The following is a 24,724-nucleotide window of genomic DNA, read 5'->3' as shown; positions in this document are numbered from 1 at the left end:
ATGACCCGAGGGACCGTGTCCGTCGAGACCGAGCCGGTCGTGGCACCGGCCGATCTACGGGCGGCGATGCGCCGATTCGCCACCGGGGTGACCGTGGTGGCCACCGACGACGGCGAGGCCACCTACGCGGCGGTGGTGAACTCCTTCACCTCCGTCTCGCTGGAACCGCCGCTGGTACTGGTGTGCCTGAAGGTCGGCTCCCGTACCTGTGACGCCATCCGGCGCCGCGGCGCGTTCAGCATCTGTGTCCTCGCGGACGACCACCGGCAGCACTCCCAGCGGCTGGCGAAGTCCCAACCCACCGTGGACGACGAGGCGTTCACCGTGGTCGACGGGCTGCCCGTCATCCGGGACACCCTCGCCGGCCTGCTGTGCGAGGTGGAGTCGGCGCAGGTGAAGGGCGACCATGTCATCGTCATCGGCGAGGTGGTCCGCACCCATGCCGCGCAACGTGAGCCGCTGCTGTTCTACGACGGCCGGTACCACGTGCTGACCGGTCAGGCGGAGGCCGATCCCGCCGCGGTGACCGACAGGAAGTGAGCAGAGGCCCGGGGCCGGAGCGCGTCGAGTGCACCGCGGTAGGTGGACAGCGCTTCGTCCCGGGCATCCGCGTGGGGTGTCCACAGGCGCGGCAGTTCCGGGTCCAGATTGGCGAAGGAGCGGAAGGTGTGGAGCATCTCCGTGCAGGCCACGAAGGACTCCTCCTCGGTCAACTCCGGGGCGCCCTCGGCCAGTTGGCGGTAGCGGCGGGTGAACCGCTGGTAGCGGTCGGCGAGTTCGTCCAGTTGCCACAGGCGGCCGAGCATGGCGGCGGGCATCACATCCCGGTCCATCCGCGCCCGGAACACGGCGACTTCCTCTGAGATGCCGAGCAGTTTGGCGTGGGCGCTGACCTGTTCCACATAGTCCTTGGGGGCGATCCAGGTGGCGTCCTGCATCTGCCCGAAGCCGTGGAAGCGCAACTGCTTGACGAAGTTGGAGCGTTCGGCTTTCCGGCTGTCCGGGAGGTTGTGCCAGACCAGGGTCCAGGTCTTGGGCGCGATGTCCGCGGCGTCGAGGGTGGAGAGGCGGTTGTCGCCGTCTTCGAGGAGGTGGAGGCTGCGTGCGGTGAGCGTGTAGTGCACGGCGCGGCCGCTGCGGTGGGGTTCCGCCAGGCCGCGGTGCACCATGCGGTTGAGCGTCATCCGCGCGGTGGCGTTGGCGATGTCGAAGTGTTCGAGGAGGGCGACCAGGCCGCCGGACCACATGGAGGCGGTCCGCGGGCGCAGATAGGCGCCGAACATGCTGAACAGCAGGCCCTGCGGGTTCGGGTCGAAGGCGTCGTCGTCAGTTGCACTGCACAAGGCCCGAGCGTACCAGCGGGCGGGCCGGCGCGCCGGGTCCGGCCCAAGACCCGGTGCGGGCAGGCCAGTTGAGGGGTAAGCGGGCATGGGCGATCAGTCCTTCCGGGGTGGACCGGAATCGATAGTTGACAACGCGCTCCGGTGCTCTGAAAAATATTCACTATGACCACAACATGCGAAACGCCGGCGGACGCTCTCCGGAAGGTGGAATCCGAGCTGCGGTCTCCCGAGACGGCGGACGCCGTACTGGCGAATACGGAAGTGGTGGCTCCGCTGGTGCTGGCCGAGGCGGACCAGTGCGAGTCCCAGGCGTACCTCTCCGAGGAACTGGCCCGGGTGTTCCGCAAGGCCGGCTTCTTCCAGATGGGATTCCCGGCGAGCCGGGGCGGTCTGGAGATGTCCCTCACCGAGCAGTTCACCGTGGTGACCCGGATCTCCCGGCTGGACGCCGGGGCCGGGTGGAACGTGGGCGTGCTGAACGCCGCCGGCTACTACGCCGGGCGGCTCGGCAAGGACGCCTACCAGGAGCTCTATCCGACCCGGGACATGCCGACCGGCGGCTCGTTCCATCCGCCCGGCCGCGCCGAGGCCGTCGACGGCGGGTACCTGGTCAGCGGCCGCTGGGACTGGGGCAGCGGCACCCGCACCGCGGACCACGTCGTCGGCGGCTGCCTGGTGTACCGGGACGGGCAGCCGGTGCGCCGCGACGACGGGCGCCAGCTCCTGCTGGGGGTCTGGCTGCCGCGGGACTCGGTGCGGTTCATCGACAACTGGCAGTCCATCGGCATCCGCGGCTCCGGCAGCGGCTCCTACGAGGTCACCGAACCGGTCTTCGTGCCCGCGGGCCACACCTTCGACCGGAACGCGCCGGCCGATCCGCACGCGGACCCGCTCAACAAGCATGTGGGGCTGCTGTTCTTCCCGCTGACCGGCGTGTTCACCGGCCTGGCGCAGCATGTGGTCGACCTGACCATGACGGCGGTGGGCGCGCGCTCCGGCGGCGACCTGTCCCGGCTGGACACCGCGACCAAGCAGCAGTTGGGGCAGGCCGCGGCCGAGGTGGAGCTGATCGAGGAGGGCATCCTCGCGGTCGCCCGCCGTACCGACGAGGCCGTCTTCACCCCCGGTCGCGCCCTGGATCCGGTGGAGGAGGCGCGGCTGCGGATCACCAACAGCCAGGCCGGCGAGACCCTGCGGCATGTCCTGGATCTCTGCGTCGACCTGTACGGCTCCCGCTACGTCTACCGGACCGACCCGCTGGAGCGGGTGGTGCGCGACGCCTGGGGCGCGCTGGCGCACTTCGGGGCCAAGCGCTTCCACTGGGCGGGCTTCGCCGAGGAGCTGCTGCGCGGCGGCGCCCAGGCGCCGTCCGGTGGCGGGGGCGCCCGGTGAGCGAGGTGCGGGTGCGGGTGCGGGTCGAGCAGGCCGGGGACACCCGGTGCGGGCTCGCCGAGGGCGACTACTTCGAGGTGTCGGGCCCGGTGCTGCGGATTCCGAACGGGCGGCCGTTCTGCCTGCACGCACTACTGGCCGCGGCCCCGCTGATCACCGCCCGGCTGGAGCCGCATCCCCCCGAACACTGGCTGGAGCGCAAGCCGTTCGTCTGCTGCCCGGACCCCGGGGAGCGGGTGCTGCTGGCGCTGGACCGCGTGGTGGAGCCGGAGGGCACCGGATGACGGCCCGTATCCGGTGCACGGTCGAGTCGATGCACTACTCGGCCTGCGCCATGGCGGTGGGCGACCACGTCGACATCGACGCGCGCGGTGTCTCGCTCGAACCGGGCCGCGGGTTCTGCCTGTTCGCGATCACCGCGGTGGCGAGCGCGATGGCGGGGCGCGACGGCGATACGACACTGCGGCAGTGGGCGGCCGGCGAACCGCTGGTTGCCTGCCCCGATCCGCCGGAGAACCTGCTGATGCGGGTGCGGTTGCTGCCGGAAGAGGCCGAGGCCCCCGAGGGGCCGCGAGGAGAGGAGCATCATGGAGCGTGACCTCGTACTGAGTGTGCGGGTCGGAGCGGGCGGCCACGGGACGCGGGGGCTGGCCGCGCAGGCGGTCAACGCGGAGGCGGCCGGCTTCGACCAGGTGTGGTCGGGCAACGACCTCTTCGGGCCGCCCGGCATCGCGGGCCTCGCGTCCATGCTGATGGCGACCAGCACCATCAAGGTGGGCTCCGGCGTCCTGGACGCGGTGTCGATCCACCCCGCGCAGATCGCCCAACTCGCCTCCGGATTCCAGGAGTTGTCCGACAACCGCTTCATCCTCGGGCTGGGCGCGGGCTCCGATGTCTTCTTCGGGTGGGGCGGTCTGACCCCGCCCAAGCCGGTGGTGCGGACCCGGGAGGCCGTCATCGCCGTCCGGGAGCTCACCAACGGCCGCAGCCCCGCCGGGGTGCCCGGCGCCGGTGACTTCTGGGCCGAGCAGGCCCGTATCCAGCAGCCGCGCCCGGTGCCGATCTACGTCGGTGCGATGGGGCCGCGGATGCTGGAGATGACCGGCCGTTACGCGGACGGGGCGCTGCCGCTGTGCCTGCCGCCGCGGCAGGTCTACCGGGCGCGGGAGCAGATCGCCCTGGGTGCCTCGAAGGCGGGCCGCTCGCTGGACGAGTTGGACGTCGCCGCCTGCATCTGGTGCTCGATCGACTCCGACGCGGACGCCGCACGCCGGCTCCTGGCCCGCCATATCGCCCACTACAGCGGCTCGTTGAGCACCGACGCGCTGCTCGCCAACGGTCTTGACCCCGAAGAGTTCGCCCGTACCCAGCAGTTGATGCTGGACGGGGACGAAGAGGGCGCGATCCGGATGGTGTTGGGCTCGTCCACGATGCTGGAGCTGGGTGTGGTGGGCGGGACCGCGGAGGTCATCGAGCAGTGCGGGACGCTGATCGAGGCGGGTGCGCGGCATCTGTCGTTCGGGCCGCCGATGGGCCCGGACTCGCTGGCCGCGGTCGACCTGCTCGGCAAGGAGGTGCTTCCGGTGCTGCGGTCCTCGTTCGGCAGTACGCGGATCGCGGGTGGCGCGTGATCGGGGTGATCGTGATCGGCGGGCGGCGTCCCCGGGTTCCCGGGGATGTCGGCTGCGCGGAGGGCTTCCCGCGGCCCGCCGTCTTCGAGACCGCCGAGGGCACCTCGATGGCGCAGGTGTTCGCGGGCCGCGAGGCCGAGATGCTGCCGGCGCTGTGCCGTGCGGGGCAGGCGCTGCTCGACCGCGGTGCCACGGCGCTGGTCACCACCTGCGGGCTGCTGACCGGGCTCCAGCGGGGTCTCGCGGAGCGGTTCGACGTACCGGTGGCCACCTCGGCGCTGCTTCAGTTGCCCTCACTGCTGGCGGCCGCGCCGCCCGGAGGCCGGATCGGTGTGGTCACCGCGGTCGGCGGTCTGCTGACCCCGGGCCGCCTGGCCGACGCCGGGGTGCGGCCCGAGCAGGGGGACCGGATCACCATCGTCGACCTGGCCGCGAGCGAGTTCGTACGGGCCCTCAAGGGCGAGCGGGAGGACCTGGACGTGCCGAGCGCCGGGCGGGAGATCTGCTCGGCGGTCAGCGCGGCGCTCGCGGACGAACCGGTCGGTGCGCTGCTGTCCGAGTGCGCCAATCTGCCGCCGTACAGCGCGGCGTTGCGGGCCGCGACGGGCCTGCCGGTGTGGGACGCCATGGACCAGATCCGATGGCTGGCCGACGGGGTGGCGGCGCCCGGCAACCGCGGGGCGTCCTGATCCGGCACCCGGCGCCCGGCGCCGCGCGACCTCGGGGGACGCGCGGCGCCGGGCGTCACACCGGCTCCGGCTCACACGTCGGTGACCCGCAGGCCGGCGTGCGCCTTGTAACGGCGGTTGACCGAGATCAGGTTGGCGACCAGGGACTCCACCTGGTGGGCGTTCCGCAGCCGCCCGGCGAACACCCCGCGCATCCCGGGCACGCGGCCCGCGAGCGCCTGCACGATCTCCACATCGGCCCGCTCCTCCCCCAGCACCATCACATCGGTGTCGATGCGCTCGGCCTCCGGGTCCAGCAGCAGGACGGCGGAGAGATGGTGGAAGGCGGCCGTGACCCGCGACTCCGGCAGCAGTGCGGCGGCCTGCTCGGCGGCACTGCCCTCCTCGGGCTTCAGCGCGTAGGCGCCCTTCTTGTCGAAGCCCAGCGGATTGACGCAGTCCACGACCAGCTTCCCCGCCAGTTCCCCGGCCAGCGCCGCCAGCGTCCTGGCGTGCCCCTCCCACGGCACGGCCACGATCACCACATCGCTGCGGCGGGCGGCCTCCGCGTTGCCGGTGCCCTCGATGCCGTCGCCGAGTCCGGCGGCGGTGGTGCGGGCGCGTTCCGCGTCGCGGGAGCCGATGAGGACGCGCTGCCCGGCGCGGGCGAGGCGGTGGGCGAGGCCTCTGCCCTGCGGTCCGGTGCCGCCGAGGACGCCGACGACCAGCCCGGAGACATCGGGCAGGTCCCAGGGGTCCCGGGGAGTGGTGGGTGCGTTCGCGTCGGTGGCCATGGGGCGACTCCAGGTGCCGTCGGGTTGGGTGGAGTGGGGGGCGCCGAAGGGGCGCGTACACAAATTCTGTTTCATCATTGTTCCGACCGTCAAGAAAGCGATACCGTACCTGGGACCGCGACGGTCGTACGTCAGAACGGAGGCCCGGAGTGCAGACGAAAAAAGGTGAGCGCCCGATGGAGGCCGGTATCACCACCGACTTCTCCCACGCGCTGGACTACGGCACCTACCTGGACCTCGATCGCGTCCTCAACGCCCAGCACCCGCTGAGCTCGCCGCCCCACCACGACGAGACGCTGTTCATCATCCAGCACCAGACGACGGAGCTGTGGCTCAAGCTGATCCTGCACGAGCTGCTCTCCGCCCGCTCCCTGCTGGACGGCGACCAGCTCCCGCCGGCCCTGAAGCGGCTGGCCCGGGTGAAGGCGGTCCTGCGCACCATGACCCAGCAGTGGTCGGTGCTCGCCACCCTCACCCCCAGCGAGTACGCCGAGTTCCGCGGCACCCTCGCCAGCTCCTCCGGCTTCCAGTCGTACCAGTACCGGGCGGTGGAGTTCCTGCTCGGGAACAAGAACGAGCGGATGCTGAAGGTCTTCGAGTCCCGGCCCGAGGCGCACACCATGCTGCGCGGCCTGCTCGACGAACCCACCCTCTACGACGCCTTCCTCGCCCTCCTCGCCCGCCGCGGCCACGCCGTCCCCGAGTCGGTCCTGAAACGGGATGTGCGCCAGGCCTACGTCGAGCACCCCGAACTGGTGCCGGTCTACCGGGAGGTGTACGAGAACGCGGGCGCCGAGTGGGACGTGTACGAGGCCTGCGAGGACCTGGTGGACCTGGAGGACGCCTTCCAGGCCTGGCGGTTCTGGCACCTGCGGACCGTGCAGCGCACCATCGGCTTCAAGAAGGGCACCGGCGGGTCGAGCGGTGTCGACTTCCTGCGCAAGGCACTCGACCTCACCTTCTTCCCGGAACTGATCTCCGTCCGCACGGAAGTCGGTACCTGAGCACCCGCAGCCGGCCCCCCGCCGCCGAGACCCGGAGGTACACCGCCTTGACCACCCACTCCCCCGCCCCCGGCACATCCGCCGCGCTCGACCGCGCCGCCGCCCTGGACGCCGCCGACGAACTGGGGCACCTGCGCGGACGGTTCGCGGACCCGGGCGATGTCGTCGCCTACTTCGACGGCAACTCGCTCGGCCGCCCCCTGACGGCGAGCCGCGAGCGTCTGGCCCGGTTCGTGGACGAGCAGTGGGGCACCCGGCTCATCCGGTCCTGGGACGAGCGGTGGATGGACGCCCCGACCGAACTCGGCGACACCCTGGGCCGCGTCGCCCTCGGCGCGGCCCCCGGGCAGACCGTGGTGGCCGACTCCACCACGGTGCTGCTGTACAAGCTGGCGCGGGCCGCGGTCGGGGGCCGCCCCGGGCGAAACGAGATCGTCCTCGACAGTGAGAACTTCCCCACCGACCGGTTCGTCCTCGAAGGGGTCGCCGAGGAGTGCGGGCTGCGGCTGCGGTGGATCCGGCCCGACGCCGAGGCGGGGGTCACCGCGGAGCAGGTCGCCGAGTGCGTGGGGCCGGACACCGCCCTGGTGGTGCTCAGCCATGTCGCCTTCCGCTCGGGCCACTTGGCCGATATGCGGGCGATCACCACGCTGGCGCACGAGGCCGGGGCCCTGGTGCTGTGGGACCTGTGCCACTCGGCGGGAGTGGTGCCGGTGGAGCTGGACGCCCGGGGCGTGGACCTCGCGGTGGGCTGCACCTACAAGTACCTCAACGGCGGGCCCGGTTCACCGGCGTTCGCCTATGTGGCGAGCGCCCTCCAGGACTCGCTGCGCCAGCCGATCCAGGGATGGATGGGCGACGGCGCCCCCTTCGCCATGGCCGGCGCCTACCGGCCCGCCGAGGGCATCCGCCGCTTCATCAGCGGCACTCCCCCGATCCTCGGCATGGTCCCGATGCGGGACATGCTGGAATTGATCGACGAGGCGGGGCTGGACGCGGTACGCGGCAAGTCGGTGGCCCTGACCGAGTACCTCATCGAGCTGGCCGAGGAGCTGCTGGTGCCGCTCGGGGTGCGGATCGCCACCCCGCGCGCCGCCGAGCGCCGCGGCGGCCATGTCACCCTGGACCACCCGGAGTTCAAGGCCGTCACCGCGGACCTGTGGACCCGGGGTGTGATCCCCGACTTCAGGCCGCCGTCCGGGATGCGCATCGGCCTCTCCCCGCTGAGCACCGGCTTCACCGAGGTCGCACACGGGCTGACGCAGGTGCGTGCGACGCTGCTGCGGCGGACGGAGGGCGCCGGCGCATGATCCTGGACGACATGGACTCACGCCCCGGGAGCGCCACTTCGCTCCTGCGGACCATCGTGGGCACCTGTCTGCGCGAGGTGGGCGGCTGGATCGCGGCGCCGCATCTGCTGGCGCTGATGGGCACGGTCGGGGTGTCCGCGCCCCGCACCCGTACCGCCCTCAACCGCGTCCGCCCCAAGGGGCTGCTGGAGCCGGAGACCCGCGACGGCACCTCCGGGTACCGCCTCGTCCCGCAGGCCGTGCCCATGCTGGAGCGCGGTGACCGGCGTATCTACACCCCGCGCCGGATGGCCGAGAGCGACCGTTGGTGCCTGGTCTCGTACTCGGTGCCGGAGGAGAACCGCGGGCTGCGGCACCAGTTGCGGCGGCGGCTGCACTGGATCGGCTGCGGTTCGGTCGCCACCGGTCTGCGGGTGTGCCCGGAGTATCTGGCCGAGGAGGTGCGGGAGATCCTCGACGACCTCGGGCTGGCCGGCAATTCGCTCCTCTTCCTCGCCGACGAGGTACGCGGCCCCGGCACCCCCGCCGAGCGCGTCGCCACCTGGTGGGACCTGGACGCGATCGGCGACCTGCACGAGGCGTTCCTGTCGGCGCACGGCGACCGCATCCGCGCCCTGGGCGACCGGCCCGAGCCGCGGCAGGCGTTCGCCACCTGGATCGCCAGCCTCGACACCTGGCGGATCATCCCCTATCTCGACCCCGGGCTGCCGCCCTCACTGCTGCCCGCGGACTGGCCCGGCAACGAGAGCATCCCGCTCTTCCTCGATCTACAGAAGTCGGTACTGCCGCAGGCCGCGGCGTATGTCCGCGAGGTCACCGGCGGCGGTCGGCCGGTGGTGCCGCGATGAGCGGCGGGAACCGGCGGGTGGCGCTGGTCGCCGGTGGCACCGGCCCGATCGGCCGGGCGGTCGCCGCGCGGCTCGCCGGGAGCGGTCTGGCGGTGGCACTGCACCACCGCGAGCCGCGCCGGGCCACCGCGCAGGACATCGTGAGCGGTCTGCCGGGCGGCCAACACCTCGCGGTGGCCGCGGAGTTGACCCGTCCCGAGGCGGTGGACGCGGCCGTCTCGGAGGTGGAACGCCGCCTCGGTCCGGTGGACGTCCTGGTCAACGCCGCCCACCCCAGGCCCGGCGGGAACGCGCCCGTCGCGGACACCTCCCCGGAGGTGCTCGCCGCGCACCTCTCGGCGGTCGGCGCGCACGCCGCACTGTGCGCCCGCGTCGTCCCCGGGATGCGGGCTGGCAATTGGGGCCGGGTGGTGTATGTCTCCGGTGCCCTGATGGCACGGCCCGCCGCGGGCTTCGGCGCGTACGGGGCGGCCAAGGCCGCGGCCACCGCGCTCACCCGCTGTCTGGCGTGGGAGGAGGGGCGGGCCGGGATCACGGCCAATGTGGTCGCCCCCGGCCGGGTCGTGGATCCGGCCGAGGAGCAGCCCCTCACCCCGGAGCAGGCGGAGCTGTCCCGTGCCCTGGCGCGGCGGATGGCGCTGCCCGACTTTCCCACCCCGGCCCAGGTCGCCGACGCCGTCGCCATGCTCCTCGGCGCCGACGCGATCACCGGCCAGACCATCTGGGTCACCGGCGGCGAACCGATCACCGGCTGACCCACCCCCAAGTCCCCAACCCTCTCTGGAGAAATCATGGTCATCGTGTACGGCGGTATCAGTGTGGACCCGTCCCGGGTCGAGGACGTGGTGGCGGCCGGAACCGTCTTCCAGCAGGCCTCCGCGGCCGAGGACGGCTGCCTGGAGTACCAGTTGTCATGGAAGGTGGGCGAGCCGGAGAACCTGCGGCTGCTGGAGCTGTGGAGCAGCGTGGAGGCCCACGAGGCGCACCGCGGTCAGCAACACACCAAGGAGTGGACCGAGTTCATCAGCGCCGCCGCGACCGCCCCGCCGAAGTTCACCCGCCACGAGGTCCGGGAGGTGTGACGGCCCACCCGGTGACCTGTTCGGTCTGATCGCACCAACGGCCTTGCCGCACCCCGGTGTTGGGGCGCGGCAAGGCCGTTGGTTTGCTCGGACGGTCAGCCGGCGCCCAGGCCGCCGCCCTTGACCCGCGCCACGAACGACGACCAGCCACCGGCCGGGAAGACCAGAGCGGGACCGTCCGGAACCTTGGAGTCCCGGAGAGCGACGGCTGCCAGGGGCGATGGGCGGAGGTCGGCAACCTCGATGCAACCCTGTGCGCCATCGCTGTGCGAGGACTTGAACCATGCGGCGCCGGTCAGCTTGTCGGCGTGAACGGGCATGGTGTGGAGTGGAGTTGAGCTGGTCACGAGTAATTCTCCTCCAAGCCGGGGGCGGGTAGTCGGTCAGACCTCGAAGTCGGCGGCGAACGCGGTGAAACCGGCGAACACGGCGGGTTCAACGAGGAAGGCCGGTCCGTTGGGGTCCTTGGAGTCCCTCACCGCTACGGCGCGGTACGAAGTGGCGCGGAGGTCAGCGACCTCGATGCACTGCGCCGCGCCGTCACTGTGCGAGGACTTGAACCACGTGGCGCCGGTCAGGTCTCCTGCGGAAAGGTGTGCCGTACGGCTGTGCTCGGTCATTAGGGGATCTCCTCCATGATCTTCTTAATGGTCTCCCGTGACTGATCAACGGGAAGTGCAGCGGCGACGATCAGCTCGAATGCCGACTCGAACTCCCGCACGTCGTCGGTTCCCTCGACGAAGTAGCCGCCCCGCAGATTCTCCAGATTGATCACGGTCGGCCACGGAGCGGGGAACCGGACGACGTGGAAGGGGCCGACCATGCCGGGGTGTGCGGGTGCGGGTGGTGACATGACCTGGATGGTCACATTGGGCAGCTCCGCCATGTCGAGCAGATGCCGGAGCTGTTCGCGCATCAGCCGGGGGTGTGCGGCTGACCGGTAGTGCAGTACGGACTCATGGATGACGGCCCAGAGCTTGAGCGGGCCACTCGGCCTGCTGCCGTCGGTCAGGATCGCCTGACGCTTCTTGCGCACCTCGGCAAGCGCGGCCACGTCGTCCGGGACGAGGTGCGGGGCGATTCCGGTGATGACCTCGCGCGCGTAGCCACCGATCTGGAGAAGCCCGGGGATGAGGCCCTGAGCGTAGATGTGGGCGCTCTCCGCGTCCTCTTCCAGTCCGATGTAGTCGCGGTAGCCGTTGGCGACGACGTCACCGTAAGTGGTCCACCAGCCGGTCTTGTTGGCGTCCTTGGCCAGTCCTTCGAGTGCGGCGACCACATCGGGGTCGGTGACGCCGTACTGGGTCAGGAGCGGGGCCACGTCCTTGATGGGCATGTGGGCCTTGGCGTTCTCGATGCGGGACACCTTGGACGGGTCCCATCTCATGGCCTCCGCGGTCGCGTCGATGCTCATGCCCGCCGCGTTGCGCATACGGCGCAGGGCGCCGCCGAGGCGTCGGCGGCGAACGGTCGGGACGAGGCGAACGGTTGCCATGGTCTTCGGCCCCTTCTCGGGTCAACTCGGGTGCGGCTGGGGGTAACTGACCCCCTTTTCGGGGGCGCCTGGGGTTCTCACGGGTGCAGTGTGCCTGACCTCGGGTCTTCTGGTCCACAGAGTCTATGTTCGAGTTCTGCGGATTTGAATTCCAAGCTTGCGAGGCAGGCTCCCACGGGTGCATTCTGCCATTGGCGGTGACTCCACGTCAGCCGGTCATCAACCGGTCGTAGTCGCCTGCCTGTTCAGCCGCGCCCTGTGCCCACGCTCCGTGTGCGTCAGGACGCGGCCTCCCCCACCCATCCCGAGCGTGAGGCCGCGATGACCGTGACCACCACATCCCGCCCGACCAGGCACCCCGGCTACAGCGAGACCCTGCCGAGAGAACCCGGGAGCGCCGCGACCGCCCGCCGCCTGCTGCGCACCGCCTGCGCGGTCTGGGGGCTGGACGACCTGGCGGAGGACGGGGCGCTGATCGTCTCGGAGTTGGTGGCCAACGCCGTCCAGCACGCCCGCCGGGAAACCATCCGGGTCGTCATCGACCGACCCGGCCGGACGCGGGTCCGTGTCGGCGTCGCGGACTTCTCGACGGTGCTCCCGGTGCGCAAAGCTCCAGACCCCGAGGGCGAAGGCGGGCGCGGCCTCCCCCTGGTGAGCGAGCTGGCGGCCAACTGGGGCACCGACCAACGGAGTTGGGGCAAGATCGTATGGGCGGACCTGGAGGGAAGCGGATGACCGCCCCAGAGAATCCCGGCCGCAGCATGGCCCGAGCCCATCTGTCGCAGTTGATCGAGATGTTCGGCACGGACGGATGCCTGCGGATCAGCACCACCCCCGAACCCGGCGCCGCCGACGACGGGGAGCCCGAGGACGACGAGCCGACGTGACCACCCCCGCCGGGGCGCCGCCGGACCGAGTCCATCAGCGACACCTCGTTCGGCTCGCCGCCGGTCACCCGCCACGAGGTCCGGGAGGTGTGACGGCTCCCGGTCCGGCGCCGGCCCCCGCCAGTACCCCCGCGACATGGGTGCGGGCGGGGCCGTCGAGTCGTTCCCGCAGGGCGAAGAACAGGTCGGCGGCGCGTACGCCGACCCAGTCCGCGGGCAGGAGTTCGGTGGGAAGGCCCGGGTCCAGGTAGGGCAGCCGGCGCCAGTCGGTCAGTGCGCTCACATAGGCGGCGAAAGCCCCGGAGTCGTCCGTGCCATGACGATCCGGGGCTTCGCTGTCGGGGCCGTGGGCGTCGATGAACTCCTGGTAGAGCGGCTCCAGTTGGTCGAAGTCCCACCACCCGCGGACCTTCTGCGTCAGTTCCCCGAAGGCGAGGTGGTCGGCGCGCAGCAGGTCCGCGTAGGCGGTGAGTTCCAGGCGGTGCAGTACCGCGGCGGTGGCCTCGTGGAGGCGGGCGGGCGCGATCCAGACACCCGGGGAGACGGTGCCGAAGCCGAGCCGGGTGAGGTGGGAGCGCAGTTGGTGGCGCTTGTTGCGTTCGGACTCGGGTACGGAGAACACGGCGAGCAGCCAGCCGTCGGCGAGTGACGCGCGCTCCCGGCGGAAGATGCGCTCGTCGCCGTCGCGCAGGATGTCGCGGGCCTCCGGGGAGAGTTCGTACCCGGCGGTGCCGTCGTCGCGGCGGGGGAGCAGGATGCCGCGGCGTTTGAGCCGGTGGATGGCCGAGCGCACCGCCTGCGCCTCGACTCCGAGGTCGGCCAGCAGGGCGACGACGGAGGCGACGGACAGCCAGCCGCCCTGTTCCCGGGCGTAGAGGCCGTACACGGTGACGATCAGGGTGCGCGGTGGTGCGGAGGCGGGCCGGTGCCGGTCGGGCTCCGGTTCCGCGAGGAGGTCGGCCGGGGCGCTGGTCATCGGGTCAAGGTACCAGCGGGCGCGGGGTAGTTGGCCGTCAGTCGGCGGAGGTGCGCAGGCGGTAGCGCTGGATCTTGCCGGTGGTGGTCCTGGGCAGTTCCGGGACGAAGACGACGGTGCGCGGGTACTTGAACGGGGCGATGGTGCGTTTCACGAAGTCCTGGAGTTCGGCCGCTTTGGCCTCGCCGTCCGCGACGCCGTCCCGGAGCACCACGAACGCCTTGACCACGGAGCCCCGTTCGGGGTGCGGAACGCCGACGACCGCGGTCTCCGCCACGTCCGGGTGGGCGAGCAGGGCCTCCTCGACCTCGGGTGCCGCGATGTTGTACCCGGAGGAGATGATCATGTCGTCGCTGCGGGCGCGGAACCAGAAGTAGCCGTCGCTGTCGCGGACATAGGTGTCTCCGGTGATGTTCCAGCCGTGCTGGACGGCGAGGCGCTGCCGGTCGTCGGAGAGGTAGCGGCAGCCCGTGGGACCTTGCACGGCGAGGCGGCCCTCGGTGCCGTCGGGTACGGGGTTGCCGTCCGCGTCGAGGATGGCGGCCCGGAAGCCGGGGACGGCGCGGCCGGTGGCGCCGGGGCGGATGTCGTCGTCCGCGGCGGAGATGAAGACATGCAGCATCTCGGTGCTGCCGATGCCGTTGACGATGCGGTTGCCGGTGGCCCGCTCGAACTCCTCCCAGACGGTGGCCGGAAGGTGCTCCCCGGCGGACACGCAGCGGCGTACGCCCTTGAGGGAGGCCGCCCGGCCCGCGGCGAGTATCGCCTTGTACGCGGTGGGGGCGGTGAACAGGACGGTGGCGCCGTGTGCGGCGACGGCGTCGGCGAGTTCGGCGGGGGTGGCGCGTTCCAGCAGCAGGGTGGAAGCGCCGGCCCGCAGTGGGAAGACGACCAGTCCGCCGAGGCCGAAGGTGAAGCCGAGTGGCGGGGTGCCGGTGAACACGTCGTCCGGGGTGGGTCTCAGGATGTGCCGGGCGAAGGTGTCGGCGTTGGCGAGGACGTCGCGGTGGAAGTGCATGGTGGCCTTGGGGCGGCCGGTAGTGCCGGAGGTGGGGCCGAGGAGCACCACGTCGTCCGCGGCGGTGTCCACGGCGGTGAAGTGGCCGCTCTTGGCCGCGGCGCGGGCGGTGAGGTCGTCCGGGGTGTCGGATCCGTAGTGCAGGACGGGCAGTTGGTCCCCGGCCGCGGTGTGCAGGTCGTCGGTGAAGCGGTGGTCGCAGAGGGCGAGGGAGGGACGGGTGAGGTCGATGAGGGGGGTGATCTCCCCGGCGCGCAGCAGCGGCACGGTGGTGACGACCACCCCGCCCGCCTTGACCACGGCCAGCCAACAGGCCACCAGCCAGGGCGAGTTGGGGCCGCGGAGCAGGACGCGGTTGCCCGGGACCAGGCCGAGGTCCTCGGTGAGGACCTGGGCGACGGAGTCGGTGTGCCGCCGCAGTTCGCCGTAGGTCCAGGTCTCGGTGGGGGTGCGCAGGCAGGGGCGGTCGGGGCCGTGGCGGCGGATGGTCTCGTCCAGGAGTACCTCGGCGCAGTTGAGGCGCTCGGGGTAGTGGAGTTCGGGCAGGTCGAAGTGGAGTTGCGGCCACTGGTCCATGGGCGGCAGGTGGTCGCGGCAGTAGGTGTCTTGGTGCGCGGACGGTGAGAGCTGCATGGGCAGCGCTCCCTTCTCCAGGGCGGTGTCCGGTACGCGGTGCGCGGTGGTCAGCGGGTGGGGAGTGGCGACTCGGCGTACTCGCCGGAGAGCAGGCGGCCCGCGCCCGGGGCGACGGCGGGGAGGTCCAGGGCCCGCATCATCTGGTGGGCGGTGGCGATGGAGGCGGACAACACGGGCTTGCCCAGCTCCTGTTCGACCACCTCGACGGATTCCAGGGACGGCATCTGCACACACGCGGACAGCACGATGGCGTCCGCGTCGCGGTGGTCGAGCTTGCGCACGATGGGCACCAGCTCGCGCGGATCGTGCGCGGCGACCTGGAGGTTGTCGGGTATCTCCAGGGCCGTCCAGTCGCCGACGGCGATGCCCTCGTTGCGGATGTACTCGACGACGGTGCGGGTGAGGGGCTTGAGATAGGGGGCGACGACGGTGACGGAGCGCGCGCCCATCGTGTGCAGCGCCCCGACCAGCGCGCCGGCACTGGTGACGACGGGTGCCGGGGCGCCGTTCTCCTCGGTGACCGCGGTCAGCTTGCGCTCCGAGTCGCGGTGGTAGCCGTGGCCCATGCTCATGATGGCGACGAGGCAGGCGTAGCCGAGGACGTCGACCCGGGCGTCGGAGAGTTCGGCGGCGCAGCGGGTGGAGTCGGCGTCCATGGCCGCGAGTTCCTCCCGGACGACCTGCTTCATCCGCATCCGGCTGGAGTGGAAGGTGAAGCGCTCGGGGGCGACGGTCTCCCGGGCCCGGAACAGCGCCGGTATCTCGGTCTCCATGGTGACGTTGGAGCTGGGCACGATCTGCCCGATGCGGTAGGTCCTGGGGCGGGGCGCTGTCATCGGGCGTCCACCACCGGGTTGCGCAGGGTGCCGATGGACTCGATGGTCGCCTCGACCACGTCGCCCGGGGTGAGGAACTGCTGCGGGACGAAGCTGGCGCCGACGCCGGCCGGGGAGCCGGTGGCGATGACGTCGCCCGGTTCGAGGGTCATTCCGGCGGTGATGTCGGCGATGAGTTCGGGGATGCGGAAGAGCATATGGCGGGTGTTGCCCTTCTGCTTGACCTCGCCGTTGACCCGCAGCGACAGGTCGAGTGCCTGCGGGTCCGGTACGTCGTCGGCGGTGCGGACGGCGGGGCCGAAGGGGGCGTAGGAGTCCTGGCCCTTGGAGTAGAACCACTGGCCGGAGCGGCGCTGGTCGCGGGCGCTGATGTCGTTGACGATGCTGTAGCCGAAGACGTGGCCCAGGGCGTCCTCGGGGCGCACCCGGCGGGCGGTCCGGCCGATGACGACGGCGAGTTCGACCTCCCAGTCGAGTTGCGCGGTGAGGTCGCCGTTGTGCAGGACGGGCTCGTCGGGTCCGGTGACCGCGGTGGCGGGCTTGCTGAACAGCACGGGCCGCTGCGGGAGTTCCTTGTCGGTGTCGAGGGTGCGGGCCGATTCGGCGACATGCTCGGTGTAGTTGAGCCCGACGCCCACGATCTTCCCGGGGCGCAGCGGTGCCTTCAGCGCCACCTTCTCCAGCGGGTGCCGTGCGGCCTCGGGTACGGGCCGCGCCAGCCGTTCCGTCAGCGCGGCGAGGGCGTCCGGACCGGCGTGCACGAGGTCGAGTACGGACGCGGGCGCGGCGCCGAGTCCGGGGATGCCGGCGCCGAGTGCGGCGACGTCGACGACGGTGTCCTGGTGCCTGACGCCCAGCCGGCGCGTGGTGTCGCCGTGGTGGGTGTAGCTGACCAGCAGCATGTGAACTCCTAGGTGGATCGCGCTAGTTGGGTGCTCAGGCGGTGGGCTGGTGGCCGCCGTTGTCCGGGTAGGCCTCCTCGCGCCAGAAGGCGAGGGAGCGCATCACGGGGAAGTCGTTGAAGGAGAACAGCACGGCGTCCTCGCTGCTGCTGGCGTTGGCGTGCTCGTGCCAGGCCCAGGAGGGGACGCAGAAGATGTCGCCCTCCCGCCAGTCGAAGCGCTGCCCGGCGATCACCGAGTGGCCGCTTCCCTTGGCGACGTTGTAGACCACCGAACCGGTGTGCCGGTGCGCCTGGGTGGCCTCTCCCGCCCGCAGCAACTGGAGGTGCGCCCCCATGGTGGGCATCACGGATCCGCCGGTGAGCGGGTTGCTGTACTCCAGGATGACACCGTCGTAGGGGGAGCCGTCGGTGGCCTTCGCCGCGTTGAGGAGTGCCGGGTAGGCCTGCTCCCAGGGGTAGGCGAACAGCGGGGAGTAGGGCTTGGTCCAGCCGTCCTCGAAGCCGTACGGGCGCAGTTCGCCGGCGCCGTGGGTGAGCAGCGAGGAGTTCACCACCTTGCCCTGCTCCTGGTAGAGGTCGGGGTGGACCTCGTAGAAGCCCGCGTCGTGCGCGTTGACCAGGGGGATGTCCAGGCCGTCCTGCCAGATGACGGGGGCGTCGGTGCCCTCGTTGCCGTGCTCGTGCCAGGTCCAGTTCGGGGTGATGGCGAAGTCCCGCGGGCCGACCTTGAGTTTCTGGCCGTCGACGACCGTCCAGGCGCCGTGGCCCTCGACGACGAACCGCAGTGCGGCGGCCTGGTGGCGGTGTGCGGTCATGGACTCGCCGGGGCCCATCACCTGGAGTCCGGTGTAGAGCATTCCGACGGCGGCGGAGATGTCCCTGCGGCCGGGGTTGACCAGCATCACCACCCGGCGGCCGGCGTCGTCGGCCCGGACCAGGTCGAGCGACTCCAGGACCAGCGGCCGCAGCGCCTCGTAGGACCAGTGCACCGGGACCGACCTGGGCTGCGGGTACCAGGGCTCGATCTCGTTCGCGACCGTCCACAGCGCTCCGGCCTCCTGGCCGGCCAGCCGCTCGTAGTACTCCTTCAACTCCGCGGTCTCACCGACCCGCGCCCGGCCCAGCACATCGTCGCTGTACGTCATGGTCGCTCCACCCCTCTCGCGTATTTCGTTTCATTGACGACCGTCATGTTTGCGCTATACCTTCTGGATCGTCAAGAGGCTGGAGGAAGAGATGAACGCTTCGGAACCCGGAACCACCCCCCACCCGGACGGCCCGGACACCGCCGCCGAGGTGGTCCTGGAACGCACGGTCGAGTGGTACGACACCGACGCCTCGGGCCATCAGCACCACTCCGCGGTCCTGCGCTGGGTGGAGGCCGCGGAGGCCGAACTGCTGCGCCGCCGCGGCCTCGACGGCCTCTTCGGCCGCACCCCGCGGGTACGCCACGAGGTCGACTACCGCTCCCGCCTGTGGTTCGGCGAGACCGTGCGGACCCGGCTGCGGGTGGCCCGGATCGGCCGCACCTCGCTCACCTACGCCTTCGACGTGCACGGCCGCGAGGGCCTCGCCGCCCGCGGCACCCTGACCATCGCCCACGCCGCGCCCGACTCCCCCTCGGCCACCCCCTGGCCGCGCGAGGTCCGCGAACTGCTCGCGCCCCGCGAGACCGCGGAGGTGACCGGCTGATGCGTATCGCGGTCATCGGCGGCGGACCGGCCGGACTGTACTTCGCCGCCCTCGCCAAACAGCTCGACCCGGCACGGGAGATCACCGTGTGGGAACGCAACGCCCCCGACGACACCTTCGGCTTCGGGGTGGTCTTCTCCGACGAGACACTCGACGGCGTCACCGGCGCCGACCCGGCCGTCTTCGCCGCGATGGAGAGCGAGTTCGCCCGCTGGAGCGACATCGACATCGACTACCGCGGCCGGGTGCAGACCTCCGGCGGCCACGGCTTCGCCGCCATCTCCCGCAAGCGGCTGCTCCAGATCCTCCAGCAGCGGTGCGCCGCACTCGATGTCGACCTGCGCTTCAGCACCCAGGCCCCGCCCGCCGACCAACTGGCCCGCGACCACGACCTGGTGATCGCCGCCGACGGGGTCAACTCCGCGACCCGCGCCAAGCACGCCGACGTCTTCGGCCCCTCCCTCGACCAGCGCGAGTGCCGCTTCATGTGGCTCGCCACCGACCGCGTCCTGGAGGCCTTCACCTTCATCGTCGCCGAGACCGAGTACGGCCCGGTGCAGGTGCACGCCTACCCGTTCAGCTCCGAACGCTCCACCTTCATCGTGGAGATGACCGAACGCACCTGGCGGGCCGCCGGGTTCGAGGAGTTCGCGGCGACGGAGTACCCGCCCGGCCAGAGCGACACCCGCAGCGTCGACCGCTGCGCCGAACTCCTCGGCGCACACCTCCAAGGGCACCGGCTGCTCGCCAACAACTCCAAGTGGGTCCGCTTCACCACCGTCCGCAACCGCACCTGGCGGCACGGCAACATCGTGCTGCTCGGCGACGCGGCGCACACCGCGCACTTCTCCATCGGCTCCGGCACCAAACTCGCCATGGAGGACGCGCTGGCCCTCGCCGCGGGCCTGGAGGCCGAACCGCACGACCTGCCCGCCGCCCTGGAACGCTACGAGAGCGAACGCCGGCCCGTGGTGGAGTCCACCCAGCGGGCCGCGCAGGCCAGCCTCGAATGGTTCGAGACCATTGAGCACGCCGTCGGCCAGGAACCGGAGCAGTTCGCGTTCAACCTCCTCACCCGCAGCCGCCGCGTCACCCACGACAACCTGCGGGTACGCGACCGCGCCTACGTGGGCGGGATCGAGCGCTGGTTCGGCGGACGGGACACCGCGCCCCCGCTGTTCCAGCCGTACCGGCTCGGCGGGCTGGAACTGCGCAACCGCGTGGTGGCCGCCCCCGTCGCCACCTACTCCGCCGGGTCCGACGGCACCGTGGGCGACACCGAGTTGGTCCACCTCGGCGGGGCCGCCTTCGGCGGGGCGGGGCTGGTGCTCGCCGGGGCCACCGCCGTCAGTCCCACCGGACGCATCACCCCCGCCTGCCCGGGGCTCTGGGACGACCGGCAGATACCGGGCTGGCGCAGGATCACCGACCTCGTCCACGCACACACCGGCGCCGCCGCCGGAATCCAGCTCAACCACAGCGGCCGCAGAGGCTCCACCGAGGTACCCGCACCCGGCGCACCCGGCACACCACTGACCGCGGACGGCTGGCAGACGGTCGCCCCGTCCGCGATCGCCTGGGCCGACCACCCCGCGCCGCACGCCCTCACCGAGGACCAACTCGGCGCCATCGCGGGGGAGTTCGCGGACGCCGCCCGGCGCGCCGACACCGCGGGCTTTGACGTCCTGGAACTCCAGGCGGGCCACGGCTACCTCCTCTCCTCCTTCCTGTCCCCCCTCACCAACCACCGCACCGACCCCTACGGCGGCGACCTCACCGGCCGCCTCCGCTTCCCCCTCCACGTCCTGGACCGGGTGCGCGCCGTCTGGCCCGCGCACAAACCGCTGATCGTGCGGATCTCGGCCGGCGACTGGGCGGAGGGCGGCACCACCGTCGAGGACGCCGTCGCCGTCTCGGCCGCCCTGCACACACACGGCGCGGACGCCATCGACGTGTCCAGCGGCGAGGTCGTGCCCTGGGAGCGGCCCGCCTACGGGCGCACGTACCAGACGCCGTTCGCCGCCCGGATCCGCGCCGAGGCGGGTGTCCCGGTGATCGCCGTCGGCGGCTACAGCGGGTACGACGACGCCAACACCACGATTCTGGCGGGCCGTTCGGACCTGGTGGGCCTGGGCCGCGCCCAACTCCACGACCCCGCCTGGACCTTGCACGCGGCCGCCGCGCTCGACCACCGGGGGCCGGGCGCCGACTGGCCGCGGGTCCTCAGCGCGGGCCGGGAGCGGCCCCGGACCGGCGGCCGGGAGCGCCCCGCACTCGTCCTGCGCCCGGCTCCCGCACCCGACATCCACCAGCGCTGGCGCCCCGCCCAGGCCGGACGAGAAGCCCAGGCAGCCCCGGCAGCCCCGTCAGGAAGGACCGTCTGACCATGCAGCTCACGGGAGACCTCCCCCGCTTCACCGCGGCCGCCGTCCAGGCCGCGCCCGTCTACCTCGACGCCGCCGCCACCGTAGAGAAGGCCGTTTCCCTCATCCGCGAGGCGGCCGGCCGGGGCGCCCAACTCATCGCCTTCCCCGAGGTGTTCGTCCCCGGCTACCCCTACTGGAACTGGACCATGACCCCGGTCCAGGGCTCCGCCTGGTACGAGCGGCTGTACCGCAGCGCCATCGACGTACCGGGCCCGCATGTGGACACCCTGCGCGCCGCCGCGGCCGCCACCGGGACCACCGTGGTGATCGGGGTGAACGAGCGCGGCTCGCACAGCCTGGGCGTGCTCTACAACAGCGTGCTGGTCATCGGCCCCGACGGCACCCTCCTCGGCGTCCACCGCAAACTCGTCCCCACCTGGGCGGAGAAGCTCACCTGGACCGGCGGCGACGGCAGTTCGGTACGGGTGCACCAGACACCGGTCGGGCCGCTCGGCACCCTGGCCTGCGGCGAGAACACCAACACCCTCGCCCGCTTCTCCCTCCTCGCCCAGGGCGAACTGGTGCATGTCTCCACCTACATCTCGCTGCCGGTCGCACCCGCCGACTACGACATGTCCGAGGCGATCGCCATCCGCACCGCGGCGCACTCCTTCGAGGGCAAGCTGTTCTCCGTGGTGTCCTGCTCCACCATCTCCGAGGAGATGATCGAGACCCTGGCCGCGGACGACCCGGAGACCGCCGAGGCGATGCGCCGCCCCCGCAGCGCCCTCTCCGGCATCTTCGGCCCCGACGGCCGCCCCGTCACCGAACCCCTCGTCGACGAGGAGGGCATCGTGTACGCGGAGATCGACCTGGGGCGCTGCATCCAGCCCAAGCAGATGCACGACATCATCGGCCACTACAACCGCTTCGACGTCTTCCGCCTCCACCACGACCGCACCCCGCGCGGCCCGTTGGAGCCCTCCCCCGAGCCACCCCCCGCCCCGCTCACCGGCCCCTGGCAACCGGAGACCGGCACCGGCAACCCGCAGGACACCGCGGGCTGAGACCTCCGCCGCTGAGCTCACCGGCCGCCAGCTCAGCGGCGGAGCAGCAGTGAGGTGGTCAATGACCTGTCCACAGACACACGTATCCCCCGCCTCCCAGATGGTGGAGACGGGGGATGTGTGTGCGGTGGACGGTGGGCGGCGGAAGTCCTCGCCGTCAGCTACCCGGCGTCGCCCCGAGGAACGCGGACCAGGCGCGCACGCCCACGGTGAAGGTCGGGCTACCGTCCCCGAGCTTGGAATCCCGGATGTGGAGGGAGCGGATGCCGTCCCCGGCTCGTTCCGGGGCGACTTCGAGGCACTCGCCGCCGCCGCTACTGCTGTAGCTCGACTTGAACCACGTCAGACGATCGCTCACGGCCACTCCTCCACCGGCGGGTCGGCGCATCCGTTGCGTACGCCCAAAGTGTCCCGCCTGGTGGGGAGTTGCCGTCAAGAACACGAAGTCGGCCAGGGTGAACGGCCGGTCAGGTACGCGGCGCCAACCCGAGGAAGGCCGTCCACGCCTGCGCGTCCACGACAAATATCGGGCTGCTTTCCCCCAGCTTGGAATCCCGCACGTGAACGGGGCGGGATCCGGTGTTGGTGCGTCCCAGGGCAACTTCAAGGCACGCCCCGCCCTGGGAGTCACTGTAACTCGACTTGAACCAAGCGAGTTGAGGGCTCATAGCTCCTTCGCCACCTTCCTGATGAGTTCGGCAGACTCCTCAACGCCGAGCGCCTGCATCCGGATCATGCCATGCACCTGGTGGATGGCGCTCACCTTGTCACCTTGAGCATGGAGAGCACTCGTCTCCGGCCCCTCCACATAGGCGAAGTGATCATGTTCTCCCGTCTCCAAGAGGACGAACGAGCCGTTCAGAGCCAACCCTCCGCAACGGCCAAACGGCAGCACCTGGATCGAGACATTGCGGAGCTGCCCCACTCGCAGCAGCATGTCCATCTGTGACCGCATGATTTCCGTACCACCCACGAGGGTACGGAGTGCGGCCTCGTACAGGACGAAGCCGTACACAGCGGTCGGGCGCTTGGGGAGCGCCTCTTGCCGATCCAGACGCGCTCGAACTCGTTCCTCCACCGTCTCGTCATCCAGAGGAGGGCAACTGTCACGGAGCAGCGCCCTCGCGTAGTCCTCGGTCTGCAACAGGCCAGGAACCAGCAGAGTTTCGTACCAGTGCAGCGCGGCAGCGTGTGCTTCGAGCTGCATGTACTCCTGCGTCCGCGCCGGGAACGGCTCCGGCTTCAAATACTCCTGCGCCGCGACGAGTTTCCCGCCCGCTCCGCACAACTGGTCCGCCGCGTGCAGGAGTTGGCGCGTCGGGCGACGGCGGCCGTTCTCCATGGACTTGACGTACTCGTAGTCGTAATGCGCCTCCGCCGCGAGGGCGTTGCGGGTGACGCCGGCCTGTTCTCGCCAGAGTTTGATCTGGCTTCCGCAGTAGCGCCATGCGATCGGTGCCTCTGATGCCGCCCCTGCCACCCATGCCTCCCGGGGTCCCGCCGGTGTACGGCGACGCCGCGTACCTACGTCGCCGTAGTCAAGACTACGCAGATTCACGGGCGTTGAGCTGGGCGATCGTCAGAACTCCACCCAGCGGGAAGGGGCGGGCGGCGAGAACCCCCGTCGCGGCCGGTGAACTCCGCGCGTGCGGCACTAAGATGTCCAGCGAAATGTCATGTCCACGACGGAAAGGCTCTCGCAATGAGTTCGAGAATCGGGTCGGCGGCGGCGAAGTTACTGGCGGTCTCCGGAATGGTGGCGGGCGTGGTGGCCGGTACCGCGGGTGCGGCCGCGGCGGCGACGGCCACCGTCGGCAACACCGACGGCGTCGGGCTCACCGTCCGTTCGGCGCCCGGCACTTCGGGCGCGAGCCAGGGCCTGGCACACGACGGGCAGTCGGTCGACGTCTCCTGCCAGGTCCGCGGCGAGTCGGTGACCAACCTCCGCGGATTCACCAGCGACCTGTGGGACTACGTTCCGGAACTCGACGGCTATCTCGCCGACGCCTACATGGCCACCGGCCACGACGACCGCATCCCCGGTGTGCCGGAGTGCGACCAGTCGTCCTCCGGCCGGTATGTGCCGGTGTCGCAGTTCCAGGGGCAGCCGAACGAGGGTGAGGACTGCGGCCCGACGAGCGTGGTGACCGCACTGCTCGCGGCCGGTGTGACCCCCAGGTCCTGGGACCCGTCGAACCCGGTACTGGCCATCAACCAGGCCCGCGCCGACATGGGTTACGACCCGGGTGTGCAGGACCCGGAGCAGTACGGCACCGGTGAGGGCGACGTCCGCCAGGCGCTCGCCGCGAACGGTGTCACGGGGGAGGTGTCCGGCGACCTCGACCAGGTGCTGTCACACGTCCGCGAGGGCCGGCCGGTGGTGATGGCGGGGAACATGGTGGACCTGCCGTGGTCGGGGCACTTCGTCCCGCACTTCCTGACCGTCGCCGGGTACGAGAACGGCGAATACCTGGTGCTCGACCCGGCCTCCGAGACGATCGTGTACCGGACCTCGGCCCAGGTCCTCGCCGCCTTCTGGGACCACGAGTACGGCCGCGCGGGCGTCATGCTCTGACCCCCACGCCCCCCTGACGGCCCGCACCGGTCGTCAGGGGGCCGCTGTGTGAGCAGGTCCGGGGACCCACCGCCAGGGCCTGTGGACCCAGCATCAACCCACCTGCTACGGCGGGGAGTTGGTGTAGGTGGCGCGCAACAAGTAGGGGGTGGACCGGGGGTTGACGCCCTTCCCCCGGGACCCGCATCCTGCCTCCGTCC

Annotated in this window: 30 protein-coding genes; 17 read left to right on the top strand and 13 right to left on the bottom strand. The window is 71.3% G+C overall.

All coding sequences use genetic code 11. The annotated features are described in order from the left end of the window. Positions 1–540 carry a flavin reductase family protein gene (locus ACFVST_RS18805; protein ID WP_390152838.1) on the top strand — a complete coding sequence of 180 codons (540 nt, stop codon included), beginning with the start codon at positions 1–3 and terminating at the stop codon, positions 538–540. On the opposite strand, the gene ACFVST_RS18800 is transcribed toward ACFVST_RS18805, so the two are convergent. Continuing rightward, on the bottom strand, positions 498–1,343 hold the full coding sequence (locus ACFVST_RS18800; RefSeq protein ID WP_390152836.1) for a PaaX family transcriptional regulator C-terminal domain-containing protein: 846 nt from the start codon (positions 1,341–1,343) through the stop codon (positions 498–500). The two genes, ACFVST_RS18805 and ACFVST_RS18800, sit on opposite strands and share 43 nt — an antisense overlap. A 204-nt stretch (positions 1,344–1,547) precedes the next feature. Here ACFVST_RS18800 and ACFVST_RS18795 point away from each other — a divergent pair, with 204 nt between their 5' ends. From ACFVST_RS18795 to ACFVST_RS18775, 5 genes are read left to right on the top strand one after another with little or no spacing between them, the layout of a single operon-like run. Further along, positions 1,548–2,735, top strand: coding sequence for an acyl-CoA dehydrogenase family protein (locus tag ACFVST_RS18795; protein ID WP_390152833.1), 1,188 nt, complete (start codon positions 1,548–1,550; stop codon positions 2,733–2,735). After that, a complete protein-coding gene (locus ACFVST_RS18790) occupies positions 2,732–3,019 on the top strand; it encodes a TIGR04076 family protein (RefSeq protein WP_390152830.1) in 288 nt (95 codons plus the stop codon). Before ACFVST_RS18795 ends, ACFVST_RS18790 begins: the two co-directional genes overlap by 4 nt. Continuing rightward, positions 3,016–3,333 carry a TIGR04076 family protein gene (locus ACFVST_RS18785; protein ID WP_390152827.1) on the top strand — a complete coding sequence of 106 codons (318 nt, stop codon included), beginning with the start codon at positions 3,016–3,018 and terminating at the stop codon, positions 3,331–3,333. The genes ACFVST_RS18790 and ACFVST_RS18785 overlap by 4 nt, the downstream gene beginning before the upstream one ends. After that, positions 3,323–4,366 (top strand): LLM class flavin-dependent oxidoreductase, encoded by a 1,044-nt coding sequence (locus ACFVST_RS18780; protein WP_390152824.1) that lies wholly within the window; start codon positions 3,323–3,325, stop codon positions 4,364–4,366. Before ACFVST_RS18785 ends, ACFVST_RS18780 begins: the two co-directional genes overlap by 11 nt. Next, positions 4,363–5,055: a hypothetical protein gene (locus tag ACFVST_RS18775; protein WP_390152821.1), complete on the top strand. Its 693-nt coding sequence runs from the start codon at positions 4,363–4,365 to the stop codon at positions 5,053–5,055. Before ACFVST_RS18780 ends, ACFVST_RS18775 begins: the two co-directional genes overlap by 4 nt. 71 nt (positions 5,056–5,126) lie before the next feature. Here the strand turns inward: ACFVST_RS18775 and npdG are convergent, their stop codons facing one another. Continuing rightward, the gene (gene npdG / locus ACFVST_RS18770; protein ID WP_390152819.1) at positions 5,127–5,828 is read right to left on the bottom strand and encodes an NADPH-dependent F420 reductase; all 702 of its coding nucleotides are present in this window, start codon (positions 5,826–5,828) and stop codon (positions 5,127–5,129) included. A 176-nt stretch (positions 5,829–6,004) separates the two neighbouring features. Between npdG and ACFVST_RS18765 the strand changes: the two genes are divergently transcribed. From ACFVST_RS18765 to ACFVST_RS18745, 5 genes are read left to right on the top strand one after another with little or no spacing between them, the layout of a single operon-like run. Next, positions 6,005–6,832: a tryptophan 2,3-dioxygenase gene (locus ACFVST_RS18765; protein WP_390152816.1), complete on the top strand. Its 828-nt coding sequence runs from the start codon at positions 6,005–6,007 to the stop codon at positions 6,830–6,832. Positions 6,833–6,879: 47 nt separating this feature from the next. After that, complete coding sequence (gene kynU, locus ACFVST_RS18760; protein WP_390152813.1) at positions 6,880–8,142, top strand: kynureninase; 1,263 nt, start codon at positions 6,880–6,882, stop codon at positions 8,140–8,142. Further along, positions 8,139–8,990, top strand: a complete 852-nt coding sequence (locus ACFVST_RS18755) for a PaaX family transcriptional regulator C-terminal domain-containing protein (RefSeq protein WP_390152810.1) — start codon at positions 8,139–8,141, stop codon at positions 8,988–8,990. The genes kynU and ACFVST_RS18755 overlap by 4 nt, the downstream gene beginning before the upstream one ends. After that, complete coding sequence (locus ACFVST_RS18750; RefSeq protein WP_390152807.1) at positions 8,987–9,745, top strand: SDR family NAD(P)-dependent oxidoreductase; 759 nt, start codon at positions 8,987–8,989, stop codon at positions 9,743–9,745. Before ACFVST_RS18755 ends, ACFVST_RS18750 begins: the two co-directional genes overlap by 4 nt. 36 nt (positions 9,746–9,781) lie before the next feature. Further along, positions 9,782–10,072 (top strand): putative quinol monooxygenase, encoded by a 291-nt coding sequence (locus tag ACFVST_RS18745; RefSeq protein ID WP_390152804.1) that lies wholly within the window; start codon positions 9,782–9,784, stop codon positions 10,070–10,072. 95 nt (positions 10,073–10,167) lie between these two features. Here the strand turns inward: ACFVST_RS18745 and ACFVST_RS18740 are convergent, their stop codons facing one another. The 3 genes from ACFVST_RS18740 to ACFVST_RS18730 form a co-directional block, all read right to left on the bottom strand. Continuing rightward, positions 10,168–10,392, bottom strand: coding sequence for a DUF397 domain-containing protein (locus ACFVST_RS18740; protein ID WP_390152801.1), 225 nt, complete (start codon positions 10,390–10,392; stop codon positions 10,168–10,170). A 63-nt stretch (positions 10,393–10,455) separates the two neighbouring features. Further along, complete coding sequence (locus tag ACFVST_RS18735; protein WP_390152798.1) at positions 10,456–10,692, bottom strand: DUF397 domain-containing protein; 237 nt, start codon at positions 10,690–10,692, stop codon at positions 10,456–10,458. Beyond that, a complete protein-coding gene (locus tag ACFVST_RS18730) occupies positions 10,692–11,567 on the bottom strand; it encodes a helix-turn-helix domain-containing protein (protein WP_390152796.1) in 876 nt (291 codons plus the stop codon). The genes ACFVST_RS18735 and ACFVST_RS18730 overlap by 1 nt, the downstream gene beginning before the upstream one ends. A 321-nt stretch (positions 11,568–11,888) precedes the next feature. Between ACFVST_RS18730 and ACFVST_RS18725 the strand changes: the two genes are divergently transcribed. Beyond that, a complete protein-coding gene (locus ACFVST_RS18725; RefSeq protein WP_390152959.1) occupies positions 11,889–12,302 on the top strand; it encodes an ATP-binding protein in 414 nt (137 codons plus the stop codon). After that, positions 12,299–12,454: a hypothetical protein gene (locus tag ACFVST_RS18720; RefSeq protein WP_390152793.1), complete on the top strand. Its 156-nt coding sequence runs from the start codon at positions 12,299–12,301 to the stop codon at positions 12,452–12,454. The genes ACFVST_RS18725 and ACFVST_RS18720 overlap by 4 nt, the downstream gene beginning before the upstream one ends. Positions 12,455–12,518: 64 nt before the next feature. Here the strand turns inward: ACFVST_RS18720 and ACFVST_RS18715 are convergent, their stop codons facing one another. Genes ACFVST_RS18715 through ACFVST_RS18695 form a run of 5 tightly spaced genes read right to left on the bottom strand, consistent with a single transcriptional unit; the run spans position 12,519 to position 17,969 of the window. Beyond that, entirely contained in the window at positions 12,519–13,430 is a 912-nt protein-coding gene (locus tag ACFVST_RS18715; protein ID WP_390152790.1) for a PaaX family transcriptional regulator C-terminal domain-containing protein, read from the bottom strand. 37 nt (positions 13,431–13,467) lie between these two features. After that, positions 13,468–15,081, bottom strand: coding sequence for an AMP-binding protein (locus tag ACFVST_RS18710; protein WP_390152787.1), 1,614 nt, complete (start codon positions 15,079–15,081; stop codon positions 13,468–13,470). 50 nt (positions 15,082–15,131) lie between these two features. Beyond that, positions 15,132–15,920 (bottom strand): Asp/Glu racemase, encoded by a 789-nt coding sequence (locus tag ACFVST_RS18705; protein ID WP_390152784.1) that lies wholly within the window; start codon positions 15,918–15,920, stop codon positions 15,132–15,134. Then, a complete protein-coding gene (locus ACFVST_RS18700; protein ID WP_390152781.1) occupies positions 15,917–16,822 on the bottom strand; it encodes a fumarylacetoacetate hydrolase family protein in 906 nt (301 codons plus the stop codon). The genes ACFVST_RS18705 and ACFVST_RS18700 overlap by 4 nt, the downstream gene beginning before the upstream one ends. A gap of 34 nt (positions 16,823–16,856) precedes the next feature. After that, on the bottom strand, positions 16,857–17,969 hold the full coding sequence (locus tag ACFVST_RS18695) for a cupin domain-containing protein (RefSeq protein WP_390152778.1): 1,113 nt from the start codon (positions 17,967–17,969) through the stop codon (positions 16,857–16,859). A gap of 91 nt (positions 17,970–18,060) precedes the next feature. Here ACFVST_RS18695 and ACFVST_RS18690 point away from each other — a divergent pair, with 91 nt between their 5' ends. The 3 genes from ACFVST_RS18690 to ACFVST_RS18680 are packed head-to-tail and all read left to right on the top strand — an operon-like array spanning position 18,061 to position 21,949. Next, positions 18,061–18,516, top strand: coding sequence for an acyl-CoA thioesterase (locus tag ACFVST_RS18690; protein WP_390152775.1), 456 nt, complete (start codon positions 18,061–18,063; stop codon positions 18,514–18,516). Beyond that, complete coding sequence (locus ACFVST_RS18685) at positions 18,516–20,900, top strand: FAD-dependent monooxygenase (protein ID WP_390152772.1); 2,385 nt, start codon at positions 18,516–18,518, stop codon at positions 20,898–20,900. Before ACFVST_RS18690 ends, ACFVST_RS18685 begins: the two co-directional genes overlap by 1 nt. Before the next feature lie 2 nt (positions 20,901–20,902). Next, positions 20,903–21,949, top strand: a complete 1,047-nt coding sequence (locus ACFVST_RS18680; RefSeq protein WP_390152769.1) for a carbon-nitrogen hydrolase family protein — start codon at positions 20,903–20,905, stop codon at positions 21,947–21,949. A 157-nt stretch (positions 21,950–22,106) separates the two neighbouring features. Here the strand turns inward: ACFVST_RS18680 and ACFVST_RS18675 are convergent, their stop codons facing one another. The 3 genes from ACFVST_RS18675 to ACFVST_RS18665 all read right to left on the bottom strand — a co-directional run bounded on the left by ACFVST_RS18675 (position 22,107) and on the right by ACFVST_RS18665 (position 23,429). Continuing rightward, complete coding sequence (locus ACFVST_RS18675) at positions 22,107–22,307, bottom strand: DUF397 domain-containing protein (RefSeq protein WP_390152766.1); 201 nt, start codon at positions 22,305–22,307, stop codon at positions 22,107–22,109. A gap of 109 nt (positions 22,308–22,416) precedes the next feature. Next, entirely contained in the window at positions 22,417–22,617 is a 201-nt protein-coding gene (locus ACFVST_RS18670; RefSeq protein ID WP_390152763.1) for a DUF397 domain-containing protein, read from the bottom strand. Then, the gene (locus ACFVST_RS18665; RefSeq protein WP_390152760.1) at positions 22,614–23,429 is read right to left on the bottom strand and encodes a helix-turn-helix domain-containing protein; all 816 of its coding nucleotides are present in this window, start codon (positions 23,427–23,429) and stop codon (positions 22,614–22,616) included. Before ACFVST_RS18665 ends, ACFVST_RS18670 begins: the two co-directional genes overlap by 4 nt. Positions 23,430–23,651: 222 nt before the next feature. On the opposite strand from ACFVST_RS18665, the gene ACFVST_RS18660 reads away from it, so the two are divergent. Beyond that, a complete protein-coding gene (locus ACFVST_RS18660; protein WP_390152757.1) occupies positions 23,652–24,524 on the top strand; it encodes a C39 family peptidase in 873 nt (290 codons plus the stop codon). The last annotated feature ends 200 nt before the right edge of the window (positions 24,525–24,724 follow it).

The sequence above is a fragment of the Streptomyces sp. NPDC058045 genome (assembly GCF_042885635.1).
Lineage (GTDB): Bacteria > Actinomycetota > Actinomycetes > Streptomycetales > Streptomycetaceae > Streptomyces.
Note: the sequence above shows the minus strand (reverse complement) of the source record. Positions and strands in the feature narration are given on the sequence as shown.